A 19,196-nucleotide genomic window follows, 5' to 3' on the forward strand; every position below is an offset into this window, starting at 1 on the left:
GCAGGGAACGCGTTGAAGAGCTGTGTCGGGCGGATGCCCCTGGCGGGGCAGGCGGATCGCCACAATCCTTAGTCGGCGGCCAGGGCAAAGTCTTTAGGCGTTGCGCAAAAGTGTCATCTTCGCCAAAAGAAAAACCCCAACCGGGTAACCGGTTGGGGTTTTTTGTGGGGCTTTCATTTTGTGGGGCTTTCAGAGCGCTCAGGCTTTCTTGCGGCTGGCCAGGGCTGTGACCGCATAACCAATACAGGCTGCCAGGATCGACCCGGTCAGGATCCCCATCCGATCCTCACCCGCGAACTCACTGGCGCCCGGCACAAACGCCAGGGAGCCGACAAACAGGCTCATGGTGAAACCGATACCGCACAGGATCGCCACCCCCAGCACCTGGCCCCAGTTGGCGCCGCTGGGCAGGGCGGCGATACCGGTCTTGATCGCCAGCCAGGTCAGGCCGAACACGCCGATGGTCTTGCCGATCAGCAGGCCGGCGGCGATGCCCATGGGCACGTGGTGAGTGAAGCTGTCCAGGGTGACCCCGGTCAGCGACACGCCAGCGTTGGCGAAGGCGAACAACGGCAGGATGGCGTAGGCCACCCACGGGTGCAGGGCGTGCTCCAGGGTCAGCAGTGGCGAGGGTTCGGCATTTTTGGTGCGCAGTGGAATGCAGAACGCCAAGGTCACCCCGGCCAGGGTGGCGTGCACGCCACTCTTGAGCACGCAGACCCACAGGATCAAGCCGATGATCATGTACGGGCCGAGTTTGACCACGCCCAGGCGGTTCATCGCGATCAAGGCGACCAGGCACGTGGCCGCGCCCGCCAGGGCCGCATTCGACAACTCGGCGGAGTAGAACACCGCAATGACGATGATGGCGCCCAGGTCATCAATAATCGCCAGGGTCATCAGGAATAACTTGAGTGACACCGGCACCCGCTTGCCCAGCAGGGCCAGGACGCCGAGTGCAAAAGCGATATCGGTGGCCATCGGGATTGCCCAGCCGGCGAGTGCGGCGGGGTTGTCCTTGTTCAGTGCCCAGTAGATCAGCGCGGGCACCACCATGCCGCCAATCGCGGCCGCCCCCGGCAATACCACTTGCGATGGCTTGGACAGGTGGCCGTCGAGCAACTCGCGCTTGACCTCCAGGCCGATCAAGAGGAAGAACAGCGCCATCAGGCCATCGTTGATCCACAGCAGAGCCGGCTTGGCGATTTGCAGCGCGCCAACCTGCGCCACGACCGGCGTATCAAGGAAGGCGCCGTAAAGATGCGATAACGGTGAGTTATTGATGATCAGCGCCAAAGCGGCAGCGGCGATCAATAACAAACCGCCGGCGGCTTCCAGCTGGAAGAAACGAGTGAATGTGCTACGCAGAGGCAAGGGATGCTCTCCAATAAGGTTCAATAGGTGGGTACCCTAACCCGTACTGTTAGTTGTTAAAACAAAAGTTATATTCTTATTTGTTATAAGCAACGGTCAGGATGGGGCTTGCTTCGAAGCCTAGCAATTGTGTGTCTATTTGCGTCGTCACTGTATCTGTGTGCGCTGTAGGAAACCCCCTAAAATCGGGACTGAAACCCTTAGAGACCCACCTTATGAACGACCACCGTACCTGGGCTCGCGAAGCCATCCGCATCATCGAAGCGGACTTCCAGCGCAGCGCCGACACGCACCTGATCCCTCTGCCGTTGCCGGGGCTGCCGGGTATCGAGTTGTATTTCAAGGATGAGTCCAGCCACCCCACCGGCAGCCTCAAGCATCGGTTGGCGCGTTCGCTGTTTCTGTATGCGCTGTGCAATGGTTGGCTCAAGCCCGGCGCGCCGGTGATCGAGGCGTCCAGCGGGTCTACGGCGGTGTCGGAGGCGTACTTTGCGCGCTTGCTTGGCCTGCCGTTTATTGCAGTGATGCCGGCCAGCACCTCCCAGGCGAAGATCGAGCAGATTGCCTTCTATGGTGGCAAGAGCCATCTGGTAAAGGATCCGACGCAGATATACGCCGAGTCCGAACGCTTGGCGAAGGAAAGTGGCGGTCACTTCCTGGACCAGTTCACCTACGCCGAGCGTGCGACGGACTGGCGGGCGAACAACAACATCGCCGAGTCGATCTTCCAGCAGATGCGCTTTGAGCATTACCCGGAGCCGAGCTGGTTGATTTCCAGCCCGGGCACCGGCGGCACCACGGCGACCCTGGGCCGCTATGTGCGTTATCGCCAGCATTGCACCCGTGTGCTGTGTGCCGATGCCGAGCGTTCGGTGTTTTTTGACTATTACCAGACGGGCGACGCCAGCTTGCGACTGGACTGCGGCTCACGCATCGAAGGGATTGGGCGGCCACGGGTCGAGGCGTCGTTTTTGCCCAAGGTGATCGATGCGATGGTCAAGGTGCCGGATGCACTGTCATTGGCGGCCATGCATTACCTGGCCGAGCGTTTGGGACGGCGGGTGGGGGGCTCCAGCGGGACGAACCTGGTGGGGGCTTTGGTCGCGGCGCTGCAGATGAAAGCGGCGGGGGAGTCGGGGTCGATCGTGGCGATCTTGTGTGATGGGGGCGAGCGGTATGCGAGTACTTATTACGATCAGGCGTGGTTGGCGCAGCAGGGGTATGAGCTGGGCGGCTTGATTGCAGCCGTGGCGGCCAGTGTAGAGAAGGGCGAGCCGTTGCCGGCCAGCGTCCTGCGCGCCAATATCTGACACACCTCATAAACTGATGTGGGAGCAGGCAAGCCAGCTCCCACATTTGATCCGGGTCGGCTGTAATAGAGGTGCTTAAGCCTCGATACCCAGCATATCCCGCGCCAGCGCCTCGGCAATCCGAATTCCGTCAACGCCCGCCGACAGGATGCCACCGGCGTAACCGGCACCTTCACCGGCCGGGAACAGGCCTTTCACGTTCAGGCTTTGCATCGATTCGTTACGGGTAATGCGCAGCGGCGATGAAGTACGGGTCTCGATACCGGTCAGTACCGCATCGTGCAGCGAGTAGCCTTTGATCTGCTTTTCGAACGCCGGCAGCGCTTCACGGATCGCCTCGATGGCGAAATCCGGCAGAGCCAGGGCCAGGTCACCCAGGGCCACCCCCGGTTTGTAGGACGGTTCCACACTGCCGATGGCGGTGGACGGCTTGCCGGCGATAAAGTCGCCCACCAACTGCGCCGGCGCCTCGTAGTTGCTGCCGCCGAGGATATAGGCGTGGGACTCCAGCCGCTCCTGCAGTTCGATACCGGCCAGCGGGCCACCCGGGTAATCCACCTCAGGCGTGATGCCGACCACGATGCCGGAGTTGGCGTTGCGCTCGTTGCGCGAGTATTGGCTCATGCCGTTGGTCACCACGCGGTTCGGCTCGGAAGTCGCCGCCACCACGGTGCCGCCCGGGCACATGCAGAAGCTGTAGACCGAACGGCCGTTCTTGGCGTGGTGCACCAGTTTGTAGTCGGCGGCGCCCAGTTTCGGGTGCCCGGCGTATTTGCCCAGGCGCGCCGCGTCGATCAGCGACTGCGGGTGTTCGATACGGAACCCCACCGAGAATGGCTTGGCTTCCATGTACACACCGCGGCCGTGCAGCATGCGGAAGGTGTCGCGGGCACTGTGGCCCAGGGCCAGGATCACGTGCCTGGAGAGGATCTGCTCGCCGCCGTCGACGACCACGCCGTTCAACTGGCCGTCTTCGATCAGCACATCCGTGACGCGCTGCTCAAAACGCACCTCACCGCCGAGGGCGATGATCTGCTCGCGCATGTTTTCCACCACGCCGGTCAGGCGGAAGGTGCCGATGTGCGGCTTGCTGACGTAGAGGATTTCTTCCGGCGCGCCGGCCTTGACGAACTCGTGCAGCACTTTGCGGCCGTGGAACTTCGGGTCCTTGATCTGGCTGTAGAGTTTGCCGTCGGAAAAGGTCCCGGCACCGCCTTCACCAAATTGCACGTTGGACTCGGGGTTGAGCACGTTTTTGCGCCACAGGCCCCAGGTGTCTTTGGTGCGTTGGCGCACTTCCTTGCCGCGCTCGAGGATGATCGGCTTGAAGCCCATCTGCGCAAGCAACAGCCCGGCGAAAATGCCGCAGGGGCCAAAACCCACCACGATCGGCCGTTCAACCAGGCCTTGAGGCGCCTGGCCCACCACCTTGTAGCTGACGTCCGGTGCCGGGTTGATGTTGCGGTCATCGGCGAACTTGAGCAGCAGGGCGGCTTCGCCCTTTACGTTCAGATCGATGGTGTAGATGAAGCACAGCTCCGACGATTTCTTGCGCGCGTCGTAGCTGCGTTTGAACAGGGTGAAGTCGAGCAGGTCATCACTGGCGACGCCCAGGCGCTGCACGATGGCAGGCCGCAGGTCTTCTTCGGGATGGTCGATGGGCAGCTTGAGTTCGGTGATTCGTAACATGACAGGATCCGGTGGGCGGCGGGCTTCGATGCCGGCGGTTTTGCAAACCGGCGATTATAAGCCCCAAAGGCTGATTCCCGTCATGTTAAAACAGCCCAAGGCCGAATCAGTCGTCCCGCGAGCCGCCGAATGACGCACAACCACGCTGGACCTGGCCATTGACCCGCAACTCGGCGGTCATGTGCTGCAAGCTGCCGCTCACAGCATCGATGCAGCGCTGTGGGGCTACCCACAGTTCGATGTGCTGGTTATTGGCTTCGGTCATCAGGTTGAAACGGCCGTCACCCAGTTGCTCTTCGACAAACGGCACCGCCAGTGGCGGCTGGCCTTCGCGCTCCAGCACCATGCCTTTGCCGGTGACGTTCATCGCCCAGGCCGGGTTATGGCCGTTGGCCCGCAGAATCATGCGTTTGAAGTCCGGGTCGTCGCAGGCCGAGGTCGAGCGCTCTACGCGATACAGTTGTTGCAGGTCGACCGAACCCTGGGTGCCGCTGGCCACGCCGGAAAACTTGCCGCGCAAATCGGCAAACAGCACGCCTTGCTGGCCGGCCAGGGACGCGGCTTCCTGCAGTACGCTGGTGCCGCCGGTGTCGTTGACCACGTAATTGCGTTTGTCGCCACACGGCTGGAACAACAGTTTGCCGCCCACTGCCGTCAGTTCACCCTGCATACGGGTCAGCCCGACGGTAGACGGTTTGGCCGGCTCGTTCTCGAACATCTGGCAAGCGGTGAACAGGGGCAGCAGGGCAAACAGAGCAAGGGTACGGGCGGCGCGCATTATCGGGTCTCCAAACAAGTGCCGCCACGTTACTCAGGGTGGCGCCGCACCACAAGCCCGTTCGCCAGGTTCAGGCGATTCTGACAGACATCAGATTTCAGCCAACGATAAAGGTCTGACCGGTCTGCAAGCCCTCGACACTTTTCGCGTAGGCCAGTGCTACATCGGCACCCGGAGCCGGTTTGTAGCCACGGAAATACGGCGCATAGCTGCCCATGGCTTCGAGCAGGACGGTCGGGCTCACCGAGTTGATGCGCAAGCCGCGTGGCAGTTCGATTGCCGCCGCCTTGACGAAGGCATCCAATGCGCCGTTGACCAAGGCGGCCGAGGCGCCGGTGCGGATCGGGTCGCGGTTGAGAATGCCGCTGGTAAAGGTGAACGAAGCACCGTCGTTGGCGTAGTCGCGGCCGATCAGCAGCAGGTTGACCTGGCCCATCAGCTTGTCACGCAGGCCCAGTTCAAAGTCGGCTTCGCTCATCTCACCCAATGCCACGAAATTCACGCTGCCTGCCGCGCAGACCAACGCGTCGAACTTGCCGGTCTGTTCGAACAGTGTGCGGATCGACGCGCTGTCGCTGATATCCACCTGGAAGTCGCCGCCGCTGCGGCCGATGCTGATCACCTCGTGACGCTGCGCCAGTTCCGCCTTGACCGCTGAGCCGACCGTGCCGCTGGCACCAATCAATAGGATTTTCATCGTGCTGTTCCTCCGGGGATTAAGTGAGGGTTCAGTCTAGGATGGCTTTTTAAGTGGATAAACGCGCTAATAGGCAACCTTTGGTTTTCAATTGGAAACAATCCATGAGCGAAATGGATGACTTGGCGGCCTTTGCCGTGCTGATCGAGGCGGGCAGTTTTACCCTGGCGGCAGAGCAATTGGGCTGTAGCAAGGGCCAATTGTCCAAGCGCATCAGCCAATTGGAAGCGCAGTTTTCGGTGGTGTTATTGCACCGTACCACGCGCAAACTCAGCCTGACCGCCGCCGGTGCGGCGTTGCTGCCCCAGGCCCAGGCGCTGGTGGCCCAGGTGGAACGCGCCCGTCAGGCGTTGGCGCGGCTCAAGGACGATCTGGCCGGGCCGGTGCGTATAACGGTGCCGGTGTCGTTGGGAGAAACCTTCTTTGATGGCTTGTTGCTGGAATTCACCCAGCAATACCCGCAGGTGCAGATCGAGCTGGAACTGAACAACAGCTACCGCGACCTGGCGCGCGATGGCTTTGATTTGGGCGTGCGTATGGGGGCGATGGACAACGAGCGGCTGGTGGCCAAGCCACTGCTGGCCTGGCATGAGATGACCTGCGCCAGCCCGGCCTACCTGGAGCAGCACGGCGAACCGCTGACGCCTGCGGATCTGGCCGCGCACACCTGCCTGCTCAACAGCCACTACAGCGGGCGTGAAGAATGGCTGTATCACCAGCAACATGAACTGCTGCGGGTTCGGGTCAGCGGTACCTTCGCGTCCAACCATTACAACCTGTTGAAAAAAGCCGCCCTGGTGGGCGCCGGCATCGCGCGTCTGCCGTCTTACGTGTTGCCGGCGGAACTGGCTGACGGGCGTTTGCGCTGGCTGCTGCGTGATTATCAAACGCGCAGCATGCCGATGTACCTGGTGCATCCTTATCAAGGTGGCCTGCCGCGCCGAACCCAAGTGTTGGCCGACTACTTGGTGGACTGGTTCAGACGCAGCGGCGAAGCCCTGGATCGTCTTCAGCGGTAGCGGCGCGCGATCAGGTGGTCGATCGACAGGCGGCCTGGGCCTTTGGCCACCAACAGCAGCAGCAACGCGATCCAGGTGCCGTGGGTTGGATACGCTTGCGGGTAGACGAACAGTTGAATGGTCAAGGTCATGCCAATCAACGCCAGGGCCGAGAAGCGCGTGGCAAAACCCACCAGGATCAGGACCGGGAAAAAGTGCTCGGCAAATGCCGCCATGTGCGCGGCCACTTCCGGCGACAGCAACGGCACGTGGTACTCGCTGCGAAACAGCGGCAGGGTCGAGGCGGCAAGCTTGGGTTCGCCCAATTGAAAGGTGCCGTTGATGATATCAATGGCAAAACCTTCAACCTTGGTCTGGCCGGACTTCCAGAACACCGCCGCAATGGAAAACCGTGCGAGAAAGGCGATCAGGCTGTAGGGGATTTTTTCGAACAGAGCGATGGCCCGTTTTACCAGGCAAGTAGGGTGAGTGTTCATGGCGATTCCTTTTGTTCTGTGTGCAAATGAGTGATGGCGTCGTGGCTGATCAGTAGCGTCAGGCAGTGGTTGAGGTCGAATTCGGCCGATGCTTCAAGCGCGTGCGCCACCGCCATTTCCAGGCCTGATCCCTGGTTAAGGCTGTTGATAAACGCCACCGAACCTTTGTCGATGGCGAAGACCTTGACCGCCAGGCCCTGGCGCAACACCAGTGCACTTTGGGCGTACCAGGGGTTCAAGGTGGCGATAGCGCCTTCGGTCTGGTGCGCGGCCCATACCGCAACGACGGCGTAGGGTGAATGCATGGTGGCCAGGGACGGATGCAGGTGCAGGCTTAGCTGCCCCAGGTCGGTCGGCCCTTGCAGTTGTTCAAGGATGGCCTGCTGATTCAGTGGCCGGCTGTCGGCGGCGTGATAAGCACGCACCCGCAGGCGTTCCAGGCGGGCGACGTCCGCCAGGTAAGGCACGCTCGCCGCCGGTTCGAACGCCTGGATGAACGCGGCAAAGGTGCTGCCGTACTCGCTGATCAACGGGCTGTCGGGCGGGCTGGCTTGCACGTAAAGGCGGGCCATTGCGCGGAAAAATTCATCACCGACCAATTGCAATGTCACCGGGTAAGCGGCGGCGAGCGCGTTGATCAGCGAGCTGTGGACATTGTTTCGATACACCGCAAAACGGCTGGCCGGGTCGGCGCCGTTGCTGCTGAACACACCCTCGGGGCAAGCCTGCCCGGCGTCGAGCAAGGCGTCGGCAAATGCAGCTTGATCGCTCATAGCTTCAATACCTTCGCCTGTGACAGATGCCAGTCGGCGTGTTGGGCTTCGGCGTGCAACACGCTCAAGGCGGGTACCTGGTTATCCCGCTCGATCAGCGTGGCGACGGGGCCGGTGTGTTTGAGTACCTGTTCGTAGAGCTGCCACACCGCGTTATCGATGGGCGCGCCATGGTCATCGATCAGCAGGCGGTCGCCCAGGCTGTCGGTGTCTTCGGCAAAACCGGCCAGATGAATCTCACCCACGGCCTTCAACGGCAGCGCATGGAGGTAGGCCAGTGGGTCGCGCTGATGATTAATGCATGACACATAGACGTTGTTGACGTCCAGCAACAGCCCGCAACCGGTGCGCCGGATGATCTCGCTGATGAAGTCCGTCTCGTCCAGGGTCGAGCGCTGGAACTGCAGGTACGTCGAAGGGTTTTCCAGCAGCATTGGCCGCTTGAGGGTGCTTTGTACCTGGTCGATGTGTTCGCATACCCGGTGCAGGGTTGCGGCGTCGTAGGCCAGCGGCAGCAAGTCATTGAGGAACGTCGGGCCGTGGCTGGACCAGGCCAGGTGTTCGGAAAAAGAGTGGGGTTGATAGCGTTCGATCAGCGTGGCCAACCGTGCCAGGTGCTCACGGTTGAGCGGGCCTTCGCCGCCGATGGACAGACCCACGCCATGCAATGACAGTGGGTACTGCTCGCGTATCAAGCCCAGGTAGTGATGAAACGGGCCGCCGGCGACCATGTAGTTTTCGGCGTGCACTTCAAAAAAACCGATATCGGGCGAGGTATCGAGCACTTCAATAAAGTGCTCGTTCTTCAGCCCCAGCCCGGCCCGATAAGGGAGGCCGGGCACCTGAGCCGGTGAGACCGTGTGCTGGGGTAAAAGCGTCATCATCAGTACTCAGGGTTTGCAGGATTTCAGGACTTGGCGGTGAAGGCTGCTTCCTGGCCGAAACCGGTCGGTGAGGTGGAGCTTGGGGTCTTGGCGCAAGTGCCGGCCGGGACCAGTTTCCAGGCATTGGCCTGGTCTTTGACTTTCGAGGTGCCGGCGCAGGAAGTGCCGGCGCCTGCAGCGCAATCGTTCTTGCCGGCTTCGGCGACACCAAAGCATTTCTGCATGTCATCGGCGGCGTGCGCGGTGCTGGTCAGGGCGGACAGGCTCAGGGCCGAACCCAGGGCCAGAACGAGGGTAGCGGCGGACAGCGAACGGGATTTAGTAGTCATGGTGTAACTCCAGCAGTGAGGTTGGGTAAGGAAGCGTTTTTGCTTGCTTACCCCTCTAGAGTTGGGGCATCAGTTTGCGTTACAGCAGGTAGTAAATAAATTTTCGATGCCGGGCAAATGGCCGTGGGTCTTAGTGTTCGCTAGCTGTGTTGGTGCGTGCTGTACGATCAAGCAATGCCTGGCACTGGGCGAATGTGCGCAAGACCAATAAGGAGCTTTGGCTGTGAGGAACCGCTTTGCAGATTTTTTCATCAGCAGAAATTTCTCATTCCTGTGGCTGGGGCAAGCCCTCTCATCGTTTGGGGAGTTCGTTTTCGAGAGCACCGTCATTGTGTGGCTGGTGACTGACTTGTTTCACGACAGTGTGTTCTTGCCGACGGCCGTAGGCCTGGCAGTGGCGGCTTCGGCTATACCACGTGTACTGGTAGCGCCACTGGCCGGGGCTTGGGTGGACAGGATGACGCCGCTGTACGTGATGATCGCGGCGGACGGGATTCGGGTGCTCAACTTCCTGATCTTTTTTGTGATCTATTCGCTGGCCGGCCTGGACCCGATGCAAGTGCTCGTCGGTGTGCTGCTGTTGTTGTTGGTTAACAGCACGGCCGCACAGTTTTTCAACCCGTCACGCCAGGCGATCATGCAAGTGGTCATCCCTTCGGCACGACGCGTTGAAGCATCGGCCAAGGCAATGTTTTCCCTGACGGGCATTTCAGTGTTGTCGGCGTCCCTTGGGCCGGCCTTATTTGTCTGGATGGGCCCCGCCCTGGCACTGCTGATCAATGTGCTGGCCTTTGCCTGTTCGGCCCTGTGCATCGCGTCTACCCAGGGCCTGCGCCGGGCCTTGCTGGTCGAGCCACAACGGCTGCCCTTTTGGCATGGAGTGCTCGCAGGGCTGCGGTTTTCCTGGGGGCACGCCTCGATCAGGACGTTGTTGATCGGTGTCGCGTTGTACGGGTTTTCCCTGGGGGTCAATAACGTCGCGTTGTCCTTGTACGCATTCAAAACCTTGGGCTTGAGCCCTTATGAATACGGGCTGATTCTCGCAGCGTTCCCTGTCGGCGGGTTGATCGCTGCCGTGCTGGTCCGGCCGCTGTTGAAGTCACTGAGCACGCGTCAGGCCTTTACCTTTGCGCTGCTGTGCATGGGGTTCAGTTACCTGGCGTATTCGCTGCATCCGCCGTTTTACCTGGCGTGGGCGCTGATGTTCAGCTGTGGGTTGTTCTTCTCGGTGTTTGCGATTGTGCAAGGGCCGATGCTCCAGGAAGCCGTGCCTGAAGGCTACATGGGGCGTGTGTCCGCAACGGTCACGCCGGTACTGGCCATCGCCTCGTTGACCGGTACGCTGGTGTGTTCTCAGACATTGAATAGGGCAGAGCGCGTCATCGGCTATTTAGACGCGCCGCTGGACGTGTACGGCGCGTATATCTTCCTGGCGGCGGGCCTGTTGCTATTGGGCGGGGCATTGATGCTGGCAGGCCAGCGCGCGAGTAAGGGGCAATGGGTTGCGACGCATTAAGCGGCGATAAAAAAACGGCCCGAGGGCCGTTTTTGTTTACCTCAATGGCTCAGCCACCGAGATAGGCTTCACGCACCTTAGGATCCGTCAGCAACTGCTCCCCGGTGCCCTGCATCACCACCCGGCCGTTTTCCAGCACGTAGGCGCGGTCGGCGATTTTCAGCGCCTGGTTGGCGTTCTGCTCCACCAGGAACACCGTCACACCGTCCTTGCGCAGTTGTTCGATGATATCGAAGATCTGCTGGATGATGATCGGTGCCAGGCCCAGCGAAGGCTCGTCGAGCAGCAACAGCTTGGGCTTGCTCATCAGCGCCCGGCCGATGGCGAGCATTTGCTGCTCGCCGCCGGACATGGTGCCGCCGCGCTGGCTGAAGCGTTCCTTGAGCCGTGGGAACAGGTGCAGCACCTTGTCCATCTGCTCCTGGTAGTCGCCCTTGTCGGTGAAGAACCCGCCCATGGCCAGGTTCTCTTCTACCGTCAGGCGCGAGAACACACGGCGGCCTTCGGGCACCACGGCAATGCTCTTGCGCATGATTTCGGAAGAGGCCTGGCCCACCAGTTCTTCACCCATGTAGCGGATGCTGCCGCTGTGGGCCTGGGGGGAACCGCACAGGGTCATCAGCAACGTCGACTTGCCGGCACCGTTGGCGCCGATCAGCGTGACGATTTCACCTTGGCGCACTTCCACGTTGACGCTGTGCAGCGCCTGGATCTTGCCGTAGAAAGTGGAAACGTTTTCGAATTGCAGCATTTTACGCTTCCCCCAAATAGGCTTTGATCACTTCCGGGTTGTCGCGGATCTGCTCCGGCGTACCGTCGGCCAATGGTGTGCCCTGATTGATCACCACGATGTGGTCGGAAATGCTCATGACCAGTTTCATGTCGTGTTCGATCAACAGCACCGTGGCGTTGTTTTCCTCGCGCAGCACTGTGATGAGTGCCTTGAGGTCTTCGGTTTCCTTGGGGTTCAGGCCGGCGGCCGGTTCGTCGAGCATCAGGATCCGCGGGCGGGTCATCATGCAACGCGCGATTTCCAGTCGGCGTTGCTGACCATAGGCCAGGGTGCCGGCCGGGCGGTTGGCGAACTCGGTGAGGTTGACCTTGTCCAGCCAGTACTCGGCGTATTCCATCGCCTCGCGTTCGCTTTTGCGGAACGCCGGGGTCTTGAACAGACCGGCAAAGAAGTTGGTGTTCAGGTGACGGTGCTGGGCGATCAGCAGGTTTTCGACCGCCGTCATGTCCTTGAACAAGCGCACGTTCTGGAAGGTACGCACCACGCCCTTGCGGGCGATCTCGTGACCGGCCAGGCCCTGGATGGGTTGGCCATCCAGCAGGATGCTGCCACCGCTCGGCTTGTAGAAGCCGGTGAGGCAGTTGAACACCGTGGTCTTGCCGGCGCCGTTCGGGCCGATCAACGCCACAACCTGTTTCTCTTTGACGGTCAGGGCCACGCCGTTGACCGCGAGCAAACCACCGAAGCGCATGCTCAAGTTTTCGACTTTCAGGATCTCGCGGCTCATTTGCGCAGCTCCATGTGTGGGCGTTGCATCGGCAGCAGACCTTGAGGACGCCAGATCATCATCAGCACCATCATGGCGCCGAACATCAACATGCGGTATTCGCTGAAGTCACGCATCAACTCAGGTAGCACCGTCATTACGATAGCGGCGAGGATGACCCCAAGCTGAGACCCCATCCCGCCCAACACCACAATCGCCAGGATGATTGCAGACTCCAGGAACGTGAATGACTCGGGCGTGACCAAACCTTGGCGTGCGGCGAAGAAACTCCCCGCAAAACCCGCAAATGTCGCCCCGAGGGTGAAGGCCGAGAGCTTGATGATGGTCGGATTCATACCAAGTGCGCGGCACGCGATTTCATCTTCGCGAAGCGCTTCCCAGGCTCGCCCGATAGGCATGCGCAACAGCCGGTTGATCACGAACAATGTGGCCAGCACGAGCAGCAGCGCGATGAGGTAAAGGAAAATGATCTTGTCCGTTCCGCTGTAGGCCAGCCCAAAGTATTCATGGAACGTTTGCGCGCCGTCAGCCGCAGTCTTGTCGAATGTCATCCCGAAAAACGTTGGTTTCGGAATATTGCTGATGCCGTTGGGGCCACCGGTGATGTCGGTCAGGTTGCGCAGGAACAGGCGGATGATTTCTCCGAAACCCAGCGTCACGATGGCCAAGTAATCACCGCGCAGGCGTAGAACCGGGAATCCCAGGAGAAAGCCGAAGGTCGCAGCCATCATCCCGGCAATTGGTAAGCAGATCCAGAAGCCCCAACCGAGGTAGTGTGAGAGCAGCGCGTAGGTGTAAGCACCGACGGCGTAGAACCCGACATAGCCCAAGTCGAGAAGACCGGCCAGACCCACCACGATGTTTAGGCCCAAGCCGAGCATCACGTAGATCAGAATCAGCATGCCAAGATCGACAGCGCCTCGGGAACCGAAGAATGGCCATACCAGAGCGGCTGCAATCAAGCCGATGATGATGTAGCGCTGAGTACGCGGCAGGGTCAGGAATTGGCTGACCTTGGGCGGCACCAACGGGCCACGGTTGCCCTTGAAAAACGCACCGATATGCTCGGTGAACAACACGCGCAGGAACATCAGCACCGAACACAGGGCGATGATGGTCAAGGTCACGGGACCGGTGCCATGCACTTCCAGGTTGATGCCGACAATGCTCAGCTTGAGGCCGAGTACCGGAAAGGCCACGGCCCATACCAGCAAGGCGCTGAAAAACGCCGATTTAAGATATCTGCTCATACTTTCTCAACCTCCGGACGGCCCAGGATGCCGGTCGGACGGAACAACAGCACCAGAACCAACAGGCCGAACGCCACGACGTCCTTGTACTGGTCGCCGAACACATCGGCGCCAAAGGCTTCAGCCACACCCAGCACCAGCCCGCCGAGCATCGCGCCCGGAATACTGCCGATGCCGCCCAAGACCGCTGCGGTAAAGGCCTTGAGGCCTACCAGGAAACCGGCGTTGGGGTTGATCACGCCGTACTGCATGCTCAGCAGCACCGCCGCAATGGCGGCCAATGCGGCACCGATCACGAAGGTCAGGGCGATGATGTTGTTGGTGTTGATGCCCAACAGGTTGGCCATCTTGATATCTTCGGCGCAGGCCCGGCAGGCGCGCCCCAGACGGGAGCGGGAAATGAACAGGGTCAGGCCGAGCATCGCCACCAGGGTAACGACGAAAACCAGCACCTGCATGTACGAAATCAGCACTTCTTGTGCGCCACCTGGGCCGAAGGAGAAGCTCCCCGGGATCAGGTTGGGAATGGACTTGTCCTTGGAGTCCTGGGACAGCAATACGGTGTTCTGCAGGAAAATCGACATGCCGATGGCGGAAATCAGCGGGATCAAACGGTTACTGCCACGCAAGGGGCGGTAGGCGACGCGTTCGATACTGTAGCCATAGGCACTGGTCACGACGATCGACGCCAGGAACGCGGCGGTCATCAACAGCGGCAGGGAGTGGATACCCAGCATGGCCAGCCCGGCAAGGGCGATGAAGGCCACGTAGGAACCAATCATGTACACCTCGCCATGGGCGAAGTTGATCATTCCAATGATGCCGTAAACCATTGTGTAGCCAATGGCTATCAAGGCATAGGTGCTGCCAACGGTCATGCCGTTAACCAGCGTTTGGAAAAAATGATAGATCTCAGGCATTACAGCGCTCCTAAAAACCCGATACGCATTTCACTGGTGGAGTCATTTCCGGCTCGGTGCCCTGCTCTGTGATCAGGTTGCACGAAGCGTTTGCCAGCGAACCGCTGGTGACGGTTTTAAGATTTTCAGGTGAGCCCGCGCCCGGATCGCGGGTGACAGGCCCATAAACCTCGTAAAACAAAGCCCACTGCTCTCACAGTGGGCTTGTTGGACCAGTAACGCCTGGCTTACTGAGGGGAAACTTCGGTTTTTGGTTTACCGAAGTGCCATTCGTAGACCACGAACTTGAAGTCCTTCAGGTCGCCCTTGGCGTCGAAGCTCAGGTCGCCGGTTGGAGTCTTGAAGGTGCCGGCGTGGATGGCAGCCGCCACTTTGGCGGTGTCTTCGCTTTTCGCGGCAGCGATACCGCCGGCGATCACTTCAACAGCCGAGTAGGCCGGGAACACGAATGGACCGGTTGGGTCCTGCTTGTTCTTGGTGAACTCTTCAACGATGGCCTTGTTCGCCGGGTCGGTGTCGAAGGATTTCGGCAGGGTGACCAGCAGGCCTTCGGAAGCGCCCTGGGCGATTTGCGAGATGGAGTCGTTGCCGACGCCCTCTGGGCCCATGAACTTGGCGTTCACGCCTTTTTCCTTGGCCTGGCGCAGGATCAGACCCAGCTCTGGGTGGTAGCCGCCGTAGTAGACGAAGTCGACGTTGGCTTGCTTGAGCTTCTGGATCAGCGAGCCGAAGTCTTTGTCGCCAGCGTTGATGCCTTCGAACAGGGCGACTTTCACGCCTTTTTTCTCGAGGGTCTGTTTAACGGCGGTGGCGATGCCTTCACCGTATTGCTGTTTGTCGTGGATAACAGCAACGACTTTAGGCTTCACGTGGTCGGCGATGTAGTTGCCGGCCGCTGGGCCTTGAGCACTGTCCAGACCGATGGTGCGGAACACCAGCTTGTAGCCACGGGAAGTGATTTCCGGGCTGGTGGCCGCCGGGGTGATCATGATCACGCCTTCGTCTTCGTAGATGTCGGACGCTGGCTGAGTGGAGCTGGAGCAGAGGTGACCGACTACGAACTTGACGCCGTCGTTGACCACTTTGTTCGCTACGGCAACGGCTTGTTTTGGATCGCACGCATCGTCGTATTCTTTTGCTTCAAGCATTTTGCCGTCGACACCGCCTTTGGCGTTGATGTCGGCGATTGCCTGCTTGGCACCCATGAATTGCATGTCGCCGTATTGCGTCACTGGACCGGTCTTAGGCCCGGCGATACCGATCTTGATGGTGTCGGCTGCGAACGAATGGCCGGCAACCCCAGCCAGGACCATAGCGGCAAACAGTTTGGAAATCTGCTTAGTAGCCTTATTCATAGTGCTCCACTCTTACTGTTGTATTTTTTATAGTTCTAGCGGCCTTGTGAGCTGCAGAACCGGATCAGATATCGCGGATATCCCCCCGGCATTGCCCTGGCAACTGTACCGGTACAGTGTAGAGCGCCGGTTGATCGCTTGAAAAGCTGGCTGCTGGGGGCAAACCCTGGGTGTGTCGCTTTAATGAAAGAAAAAGACAGAATCGCGGCGGGCTGATGCCAGAGTTTCAGGCAATCCTTGGCTTTCCTGACACTTTCGTTCGGTGCCTCATTTGCAACTGGGTTTTTCTGCCTGACGCCTGACGCTATGATTGCGCCGATTTTTTATTCAGGTGAATTCCCATGACGCAAGAACCTAGCACCCTCTATGCCAAGCTGCTCGGTGAAACCGCCGAAATTTCCTGGAAGGAGCTTGAACCGTTCTTTGCCAAGGGTGCCCTATTGTGGGTCGACGCCGGCCTGGATTTGATCGAAGCGGCCGAAGCAATGGCCGAAGATAACCGCGACAAAGTCGCTGGGTGGCTGGCCGCAGGGAGCCTTGGCGAAGTGTCTGCGACGCGGGCGCTGGACTTGGTTGAGCGCGATCCAGGCCTGTGGGCGGTGGTGGTTTCACCGTGGATTCTGATCCAGGAAAGGGCAGCGCAAGAAAGTCATGCACTATAAAGGTGCGTGTTTTTTCGCCGCTCAAGTGTGTAGCGGAGTAACCGCTGGCGCCGTGATGGCATCTTGCCGTAGAGAAAGGTCACAGGTGACGGTGACGTAAGCGTCACGGGAACAGTTTTAAAGCGGGCGAAACATCGAGGGAATTGTTTCCGGGTGTGGCAAAGCCGCAGATCATTCCCACGCGTGGGAATGCATCCGGTGACGCTCTGCGTCACGAAGAGCGGACGGCATTCCCACGCAGAGCGTGGGAACGATCAACTCTGCCTTTTCAAGAGGTGTACCCGGCGTACTCCGATGAATCGGCCGTTCGTCGGCGTTCATCCAAATAGATGATGGCTAAATCCCAAAAAACGACGTTATCGAATGGGCCTGACAATGGATGGCGGGCCGATGCGGCCTGCCCCAGGGTCCTTAGGCGTGATCGCGTCCTTATTGCCCTCGACGCTGAACGGGTAGAGCGGGTTACGCATGTGGATGCCCTGGATCACACCCACCACATCGCTCAAAGGCACCGCCGGGCTGAGCAGGTAGCCCTGGATAAAGTCGCAGCCGTGCTTGAGCAGCAGTTCAAATTGCGCCTGGGTTTCCACACCTTCGGTGACCACCTGCAAGTGCAGAGTGTGGGCCATGCCGATGATCGCCTGCACGATCTCGACATCGGCGGTGGACTTGGGGATGTCCTGGATAAACGACCGGTCGATCTTCAGGGTATTGAGCGGCAGGCGCTTGAGGTAGGCCAGGGAGGAATACCCTGTGCCGAAATCATCAATGGCCAGCGAAACGCCCAGGGCGCGGATCTGGCGCAACAGCGCCAGGGTGCTGCTGATATTGCCCATCAGCGCGTTTTCGGTGACTTCCAGTTCCAGGCGGCTGGCGGCGATCCCGGCAAAACGCAGGGCGGCTTCGATCTCATCGGCCAACTCGTCACGGGCCAGGTTCAAGGCCGAGCAATTCACGGCCATGGTCAGCTCGGGGTAACCGCGGTCAGACAGCAGGCTCAAATCGTGACAGGCCTGACGCAATACCCAGTGGTCGAGCTCGGCAATTAATCCGTTGTTTTCGGCAATGCCGATAAACCGGTCCGGGGCCAGCAACCCATGTTGCGGATGTTGCCAGCGCACCAGTGCTTCCAGGCGGGTGACCTTGCCCAGTTTCATGTCGAAGATCGGTTGGTAGAACAGCACCAATTCATTGCGGCCGCGCAGCGCGGCGCGCAGCTCCTCTTCCAGTTGCAGTTCAAGAAAGGCGCGGGTTTTAAGGTTGGAGCTGAAGAAGTTCAGGCTGTTACGCCCGGCGTCCTTGGACTGGTAAAGCGCCAGGTCAGCGGTTTTAAGCAACTCTTCGCAGGTCAGCCCGTCATCGGGGAACAGGCTGATGCCAATGCTGGTGGTCATCACCATGCGCCGGCCGGCCAGTTCGATCGGTTCTTTCATCTTCAGCATGATGCGCTGGGCCAGGTGCCGCGCTTCGTCGCGATGGTGAATGTTGATCAGGATGCAGAACTCGTCGCCGCCAAACCGCGCGACCACATCGTCATGGCTGCGTACCGACCCCTTGATATGCCCGGCCAGTACGGTGAGCAGTTGGTCGCCGGCATCGTGGCCGAGGCTGTCATTGATGCGCTTGAAGTGGTCGATATCGAGGAAGATCACCGCCATCATGCCGTTACTAGCGGTTTTTTCCGCGACCTTCTCGGCAAAGATCTGGTTGAAGCCGCGACGGTTGAGCAGGCTGGTCAACGCATCGAAGTGCGCCACTTGTTGCAGCGAAGCGCGGGCTTGGTCCAGCTCACTGAGCAGGGCGTTGACCCGGCGCAGGTCGCGCTCCTTGTGTTGCAGTTTTTTGTCGGCGAGAGCGGCGCTGACGCTGCTGCCGATCACCAACAGGGTGATCACGGCCACCGACAAGCCCAGTTGAATCGGGTTGTTATCCAGTGGCAACGACAGGTCAGCGCCGGCCGGCACCAGCATTTGCATGGCCGCCATGCCGGTAAAGTGCATGCTCAGGATGCCGGCGCCCAGCACCAGGCTGGCGGCGTATTTGAGCAGTTGATGGAAAACGCCGGCGCCGGTGCGCAGGTAGCTCGACAGCAACAGCGCGGCCAGGCTGGCGCCGATGGCAATGGCCACGGAGGCCATGAACAGGTCGGTTGCGAAGTACACATCGGCCTGGGAGCGCATGGCCGACATGCCGACGTAATGCATCAGCGCGATACCCAGGCCCATCCAAATCGACGCCAGCAAATATTGATGGAATCGCAGGCGCGTGTGACTCAGGGTTTGCATGGCGAACAGCGAAGCGATCAAGGCGATCACCAGCGAGGCGAACGTCATGAGCAATTCATAATGAATGGCGATAGGTGCCTGGAAGGCCAGCATGCTGATGAAGTGCGTCGACCAGATGCCACCCGCCAGGCAACCCGCTCCCAACCAGCGCCAATGACGGCGGGCGGTAGGGTCGTCGACATGGCCGACACGTTCAGCCATGTCCAGCGTGCCGAAACCGGCCGCGCAAGCAACCAGATACGCCAGTAGCACCAGAAAAGGGTTATGACTGCAATTGAGTAATAAGTGCCCGTTCTCTGGCAGGTCGGTAAAAAAATGCAGACCCAGCCATTCCATAGCAAGCCCCGTCATAGCGTCAC

Annotated in this window: 18 protein-coding genes; 4 read left to right on the forward strand and 14 right to left on the reverse strand. The window is 60.0% G+C overall.

Features of this window, described 5'->3' with window-relative positions; genetic code table 11:
- Positions 1-198: 198 nt before the first annotated feature.
- On the reverse strand, positions 199-1,374 hold the full coding sequence (nhaA, locus tag BFP92_RS07750) for a Na+/H+ antiporter NhaA (RefSeq protein ID WP_065929014.1): 1,176 nt from the start codon (positions 1,372-1,374) through the stop codon (positions 199-201).
- Positions 1,375-1,589: 215 nt separating this feature from the next.
- Between nhaA and BFP92_RS07755 the strand changes: the two genes are divergently transcribed.
- Positions 1,590-2,684: a PLP-dependent cysteine synthase family protein gene (locus BFP92_RS07755; RefSeq protein ID WP_065929015.1), complete on the forward strand. Its 1,095-nt coding sequence runs from the start codon at positions 1,590-1,592 to the stop codon at positions 2,682-2,684.
- 75 nt (positions 2,685-2,759) lie between these two features.
- Here BFP92_RS07755 and BFP92_RS07760 read toward each other — a convergent pair whose 3' ends face one another.
- The 3 genes from BFP92_RS07760 to BFP92_RS07770 all read right to left on the reverse strand — a co-directional run bounded on the left by BFP92_RS07760 (position 2,760) and on the right by BFP92_RS07770 (position 5,848).
- Entirely contained in the window at positions 2,760-4,373 is a 1,614-nt protein-coding gene (locus BFP92_RS07760) for an NAD(P)/FAD-dependent oxidoreductase (RefSeq protein WP_065929016.1), read from the reverse strand.
- A gap of 106 nt (positions 4,374-4,479) precedes the next feature.
- A complete protein-coding gene (locus BFP92_RS07765) occupies positions 4,480-5,151 on the reverse strand; it encodes a COG3650 family protein (protein WP_065929017.1) in 672 nt (223 codons plus the stop codon).
- Positions 5,152-5,248: 97 nt separating this feature from the next.
- Entirely contained in the window at positions 5,249-5,848 is a 600-nt protein-coding gene (locus BFP92_RS07770; RefSeq protein WP_065929018.1) for a short chain dehydrogenase, read from the reverse strand.
- A gap of 104 nt (positions 5,849-5,952) precedes the next feature.
- Here BFP92_RS07770 and BFP92_RS07775 point away from each other — a divergent pair, with 104 nt between their 5' ends.
- Positions 5,953-6,867, forward strand: coding sequence for a LysR family transcriptional regulator (locus BFP92_RS07775; RefSeq protein ID WP_065929019.1), 915 nt, complete (start codon positions 5,953-5,955; stop codon positions 6,865-6,867).
- Here BFP92_RS07775 and BFP92_RS07780 read toward each other — a convergent pair.
- From BFP92_RS07780 to BFP92_RS07795, 4 genes are read right to left on the reverse strand one after another with little or no spacing between them, the layout of a single operon-like run.
- Positions 6,858-7,343, reverse strand: a complete 486-nt coding sequence (locus tag BFP92_RS07780; protein ID WP_065929020.1) for a DoxX family protein — start codon at positions 7,341-7,343, stop codon at positions 6,858-6,860. The two genes, BFP92_RS07775 and BFP92_RS07780, sit on opposite strands and share 10 nt — an antisense overlap.
- Entirely contained in the window at positions 7,340-8,116 is a 777-nt protein-coding gene (locus BFP92_RS07785; protein ID WP_065929021.1) for an HvfC/BufC N-terminal domain-containing protein, read from the reverse strand. The genes BFP92_RS07780 and BFP92_RS07785 overlap by 4 nt, the downstream gene beginning before the upstream one ends.
- On the reverse strand, positions 8,113-9,000 hold the full coding sequence (locus tag BFP92_RS07790) for an MNIO family bufferin maturase (RefSeq protein WP_065929022.1): 888 nt from the start codon (positions 8,998-9,000) through the stop codon (positions 8,113-8,115). The genes BFP92_RS07785 and BFP92_RS07790 overlap by 4 nt, the downstream gene beginning before the upstream one ends.
- Before the next feature lie 23 nt (positions 9,001-9,023).
- Positions 9,024-9,329, reverse strand: a complete 306-nt coding sequence (locus BFP92_RS07795) for a BufA1 family periplasmic bufferin-type metallophore (protein WP_058421711.1) — start codon at positions 9,327-9,329, stop codon at positions 9,024-9,026.
- Between the two features lie 223 nt (positions 9,330-9,552).
- Between BFP92_RS07795 and BFP92_RS07800 the strand changes: the two genes are divergently transcribed.
- On the forward strand, positions 9,553-10,845 hold the full coding sequence (locus BFP92_RS07800) for an MFS transporter (protein ID WP_065929023.1): 1,293 nt from the start codon (positions 9,553-9,555) through the stop codon (positions 10,843-10,845).
- Between the two features lie 49 nt (positions 10,846-10,894).
- On the opposite strand, the gene BFP92_RS07805 is transcribed toward BFP92_RS07800, so the two are convergent.
- The 5 genes from BFP92_RS07805 to BFP92_RS07825 all read right to left on the reverse strand — a co-directional run bounded on the left by BFP92_RS07805 (position 10,895) and on the right by BFP92_RS07825 (position 15,890).
- Entirely contained in the window at positions 10,895-11,596 is a 702-nt protein-coding gene (locus BFP92_RS07805; protein ID WP_017137209.1) for an ABC transporter ATP-binding protein, read from the reverse strand.
- A 1-nt stretch (position 11,597) separates the two neighbouring features.
- Positions 11,598-12,365: a high-affinity branched-chain amino acid ABC transporter ATP-binding protein LivG gene (gene livG / locus BFP92_RS07810; protein ID WP_065929024.1), complete on the reverse strand. Its 768-nt coding sequence runs from the start codon at positions 12,363-12,365 to the stop codon at positions 11,598-11,600.
- On the reverse strand, positions 12,362-13,615 hold the full coding sequence (locus tag BFP92_RS07815) for a high-affinity branched-chain amino acid ABC transporter permease LivM (RefSeq protein WP_065929025.1): 1,254 nt from the start codon (positions 13,613-13,615) through the stop codon (positions 12,362-12,364). Before BFP92_RS07815 ends, livG begins: the two co-directional genes overlap by 4 nt.
- Entirely contained in the window at positions 13,612-14,535 is a 924-nt protein-coding gene (gene livH / locus BFP92_RS07820; protein ID WP_017137212.1) for a high-affinity branched-chain amino acid ABC transporter permease LivH, read from the reverse strand. Before livH ends, BFP92_RS07815 begins: the two co-directional genes overlap by 4 nt.
- A gap of 227 nt (positions 14,536-14,762) precedes the next feature.
- Positions 14,763-15,890: a branched-chain amino acid ABC transporter substrate-binding protein gene (locus tag BFP92_RS07825; protein ID WP_017137213.1), complete on the reverse strand. Its 1,128-nt coding sequence runs from the start codon at positions 15,888-15,890 to the stop codon at positions 14,763-14,765.
- Positions 15,891-16,231: 341 nt separating this feature from the next.
- Between BFP92_RS07825 and BFP92_RS07830 the strand changes: the two genes are divergently transcribed.
- Complete coding sequence (locus tag BFP92_RS07830) at positions 16,232-16,552, forward strand: DUF2288 domain-containing protein (RefSeq protein ID WP_065929026.1); 321 nt, start codon at positions 16,232-16,234, stop codon at positions 16,550-16,552.
- 356 nt (positions 16,553-16,908) lie between these two features.
- Here BFP92_RS07830 and BFP92_RS07835 read toward each other — a convergent pair whose 3' ends face one another.
- Complete coding sequence (locus tag BFP92_RS07835) at positions 16,909-19,173, reverse strand: putative bifunctional diguanylate cyclase/phosphodiesterase (RefSeq protein WP_065929027.1); 2,265 nt, start codon at positions 19,171-19,173, stop codon at positions 16,909-16,911.
- Between the last annotated feature and the right edge of the window lie 23 nt (positions 19,174-19,196).

Source organism: Pseudomonas sp. 58 R 3, assembly GCF_900006605.1.
In the GTDB taxonomy this organism is placed as follows: Bacteria; Pseudomonadota; Gammaproteobacteria; order Pseudomonadales; family Pseudomonadaceae; genus Aquipseudomonas; species Aquipseudomonas salomonii.

Coding starts and splice junctions, on each gene's coding strand:
- BFP92_RS07755 (WP_065929015.1), top strand. CDS start 1,590: ATGAACGACCACCGTACCTGGGCTCGCGAAGCCATCCGCATCATCGAA.
- BFP92_RS07760 (WP_065929016.1), bottom strand. CDS start 4,373: ATGTTACGAATCACCGAACTCAAGCTGCCCATCGACCATCCCGAAGAA.
- BFP92_RS07765 (WP_065929017.1), bottom strand. CDS start 5,151: ATGCGCGCCGCCCGTACCCTTGCTCTGTTTGCCCTGCTGCCCCTGTTC.
- BFP92_RS07770 (WP_065929018.1), bottom strand. CDS start 5,848: ATGAAAATCCTATTGATTGGTGCCAGCGGCACGGTCGGCTCAGCGGTC.
- BFP92_RS07775 (WP_065929019.1), top strand. CDS start 5,953: ATGAGCGAAATGGATGACTTGGCGGCCTTTGCCGTGCTGATCGAGGCG.
- BFP92_RS07780 (WP_065929020.1), bottom strand. CDS start 7,343: ATGAACACTCACCCTACTTGCCTGGTAAAACGGGCCATCGCTCTGTTC.
- BFP92_RS07785 (WP_065929021.1), bottom strand. CDS start 8,116: ATGAGCGATCAAGCTGCATTTGCCGACGCCTTGCTCGACGCCGGGCAG.
- BFP92_RS07790 (WP_065929022.1), bottom strand. CDS start 9,000: ATGATGACGCTTTTACCCCAGCACACGGTCTCACCGGCTCAGGTGCCC.
- BFP92_RS07795 (WP_058421711.1), bottom strand. CDS start 9,329: ATGACTACTAAATCCCGTTCGCTGTCCGCCGCTACCCTCGTTCTGGCC.
- BFP92_RS07805 (WP_017137209.1), bottom strand. CDS start 11,596: ATGCTGCAATTCGAAAACGTTTCCACTTTCTACGGCAAGATCCAGGCG.
- livG (WP_065929024.1), bottom strand. CDS start 12,365: ATGAGCCGCGAGATCCTGAAAGTCGAAAACTTGAGCATGCGCTTCGGT.
- BFP92_RS07815 (WP_065929025.1), bottom strand. CDS start 13,615: ATGAGCAGATATCTTAAATCGGCGTTTTTCAGCGCCTTGCTGGTATGG.
- livH (WP_017137212.1), bottom strand. CDS start 14,535: ATGCCTGAGATCTATCATTTTTTCCAAACGCTGGTTAACGGCATGACC.
- BFP92_RS07825 (WP_017137213.1), bottom strand. CDS start 15,890: ATGAATAAGGCTACTAAGCAGATTTCCAAACTGTTTGCCGCTATGGTC.
- BFP92_RS07830 (WP_065929026.1), top strand. CDS start 16,232: ATGACGCAAGAACCTAGCACCCTCTATGCCAAGCTGCTCGGTGAAACC.
- BFP92_RS07835 (WP_065929027.1), bottom strand. CDS start 19,173: ATGGAATGGCTGGGTCTGCATTTTTTTACCGACCTGCCAGAGAACGGG.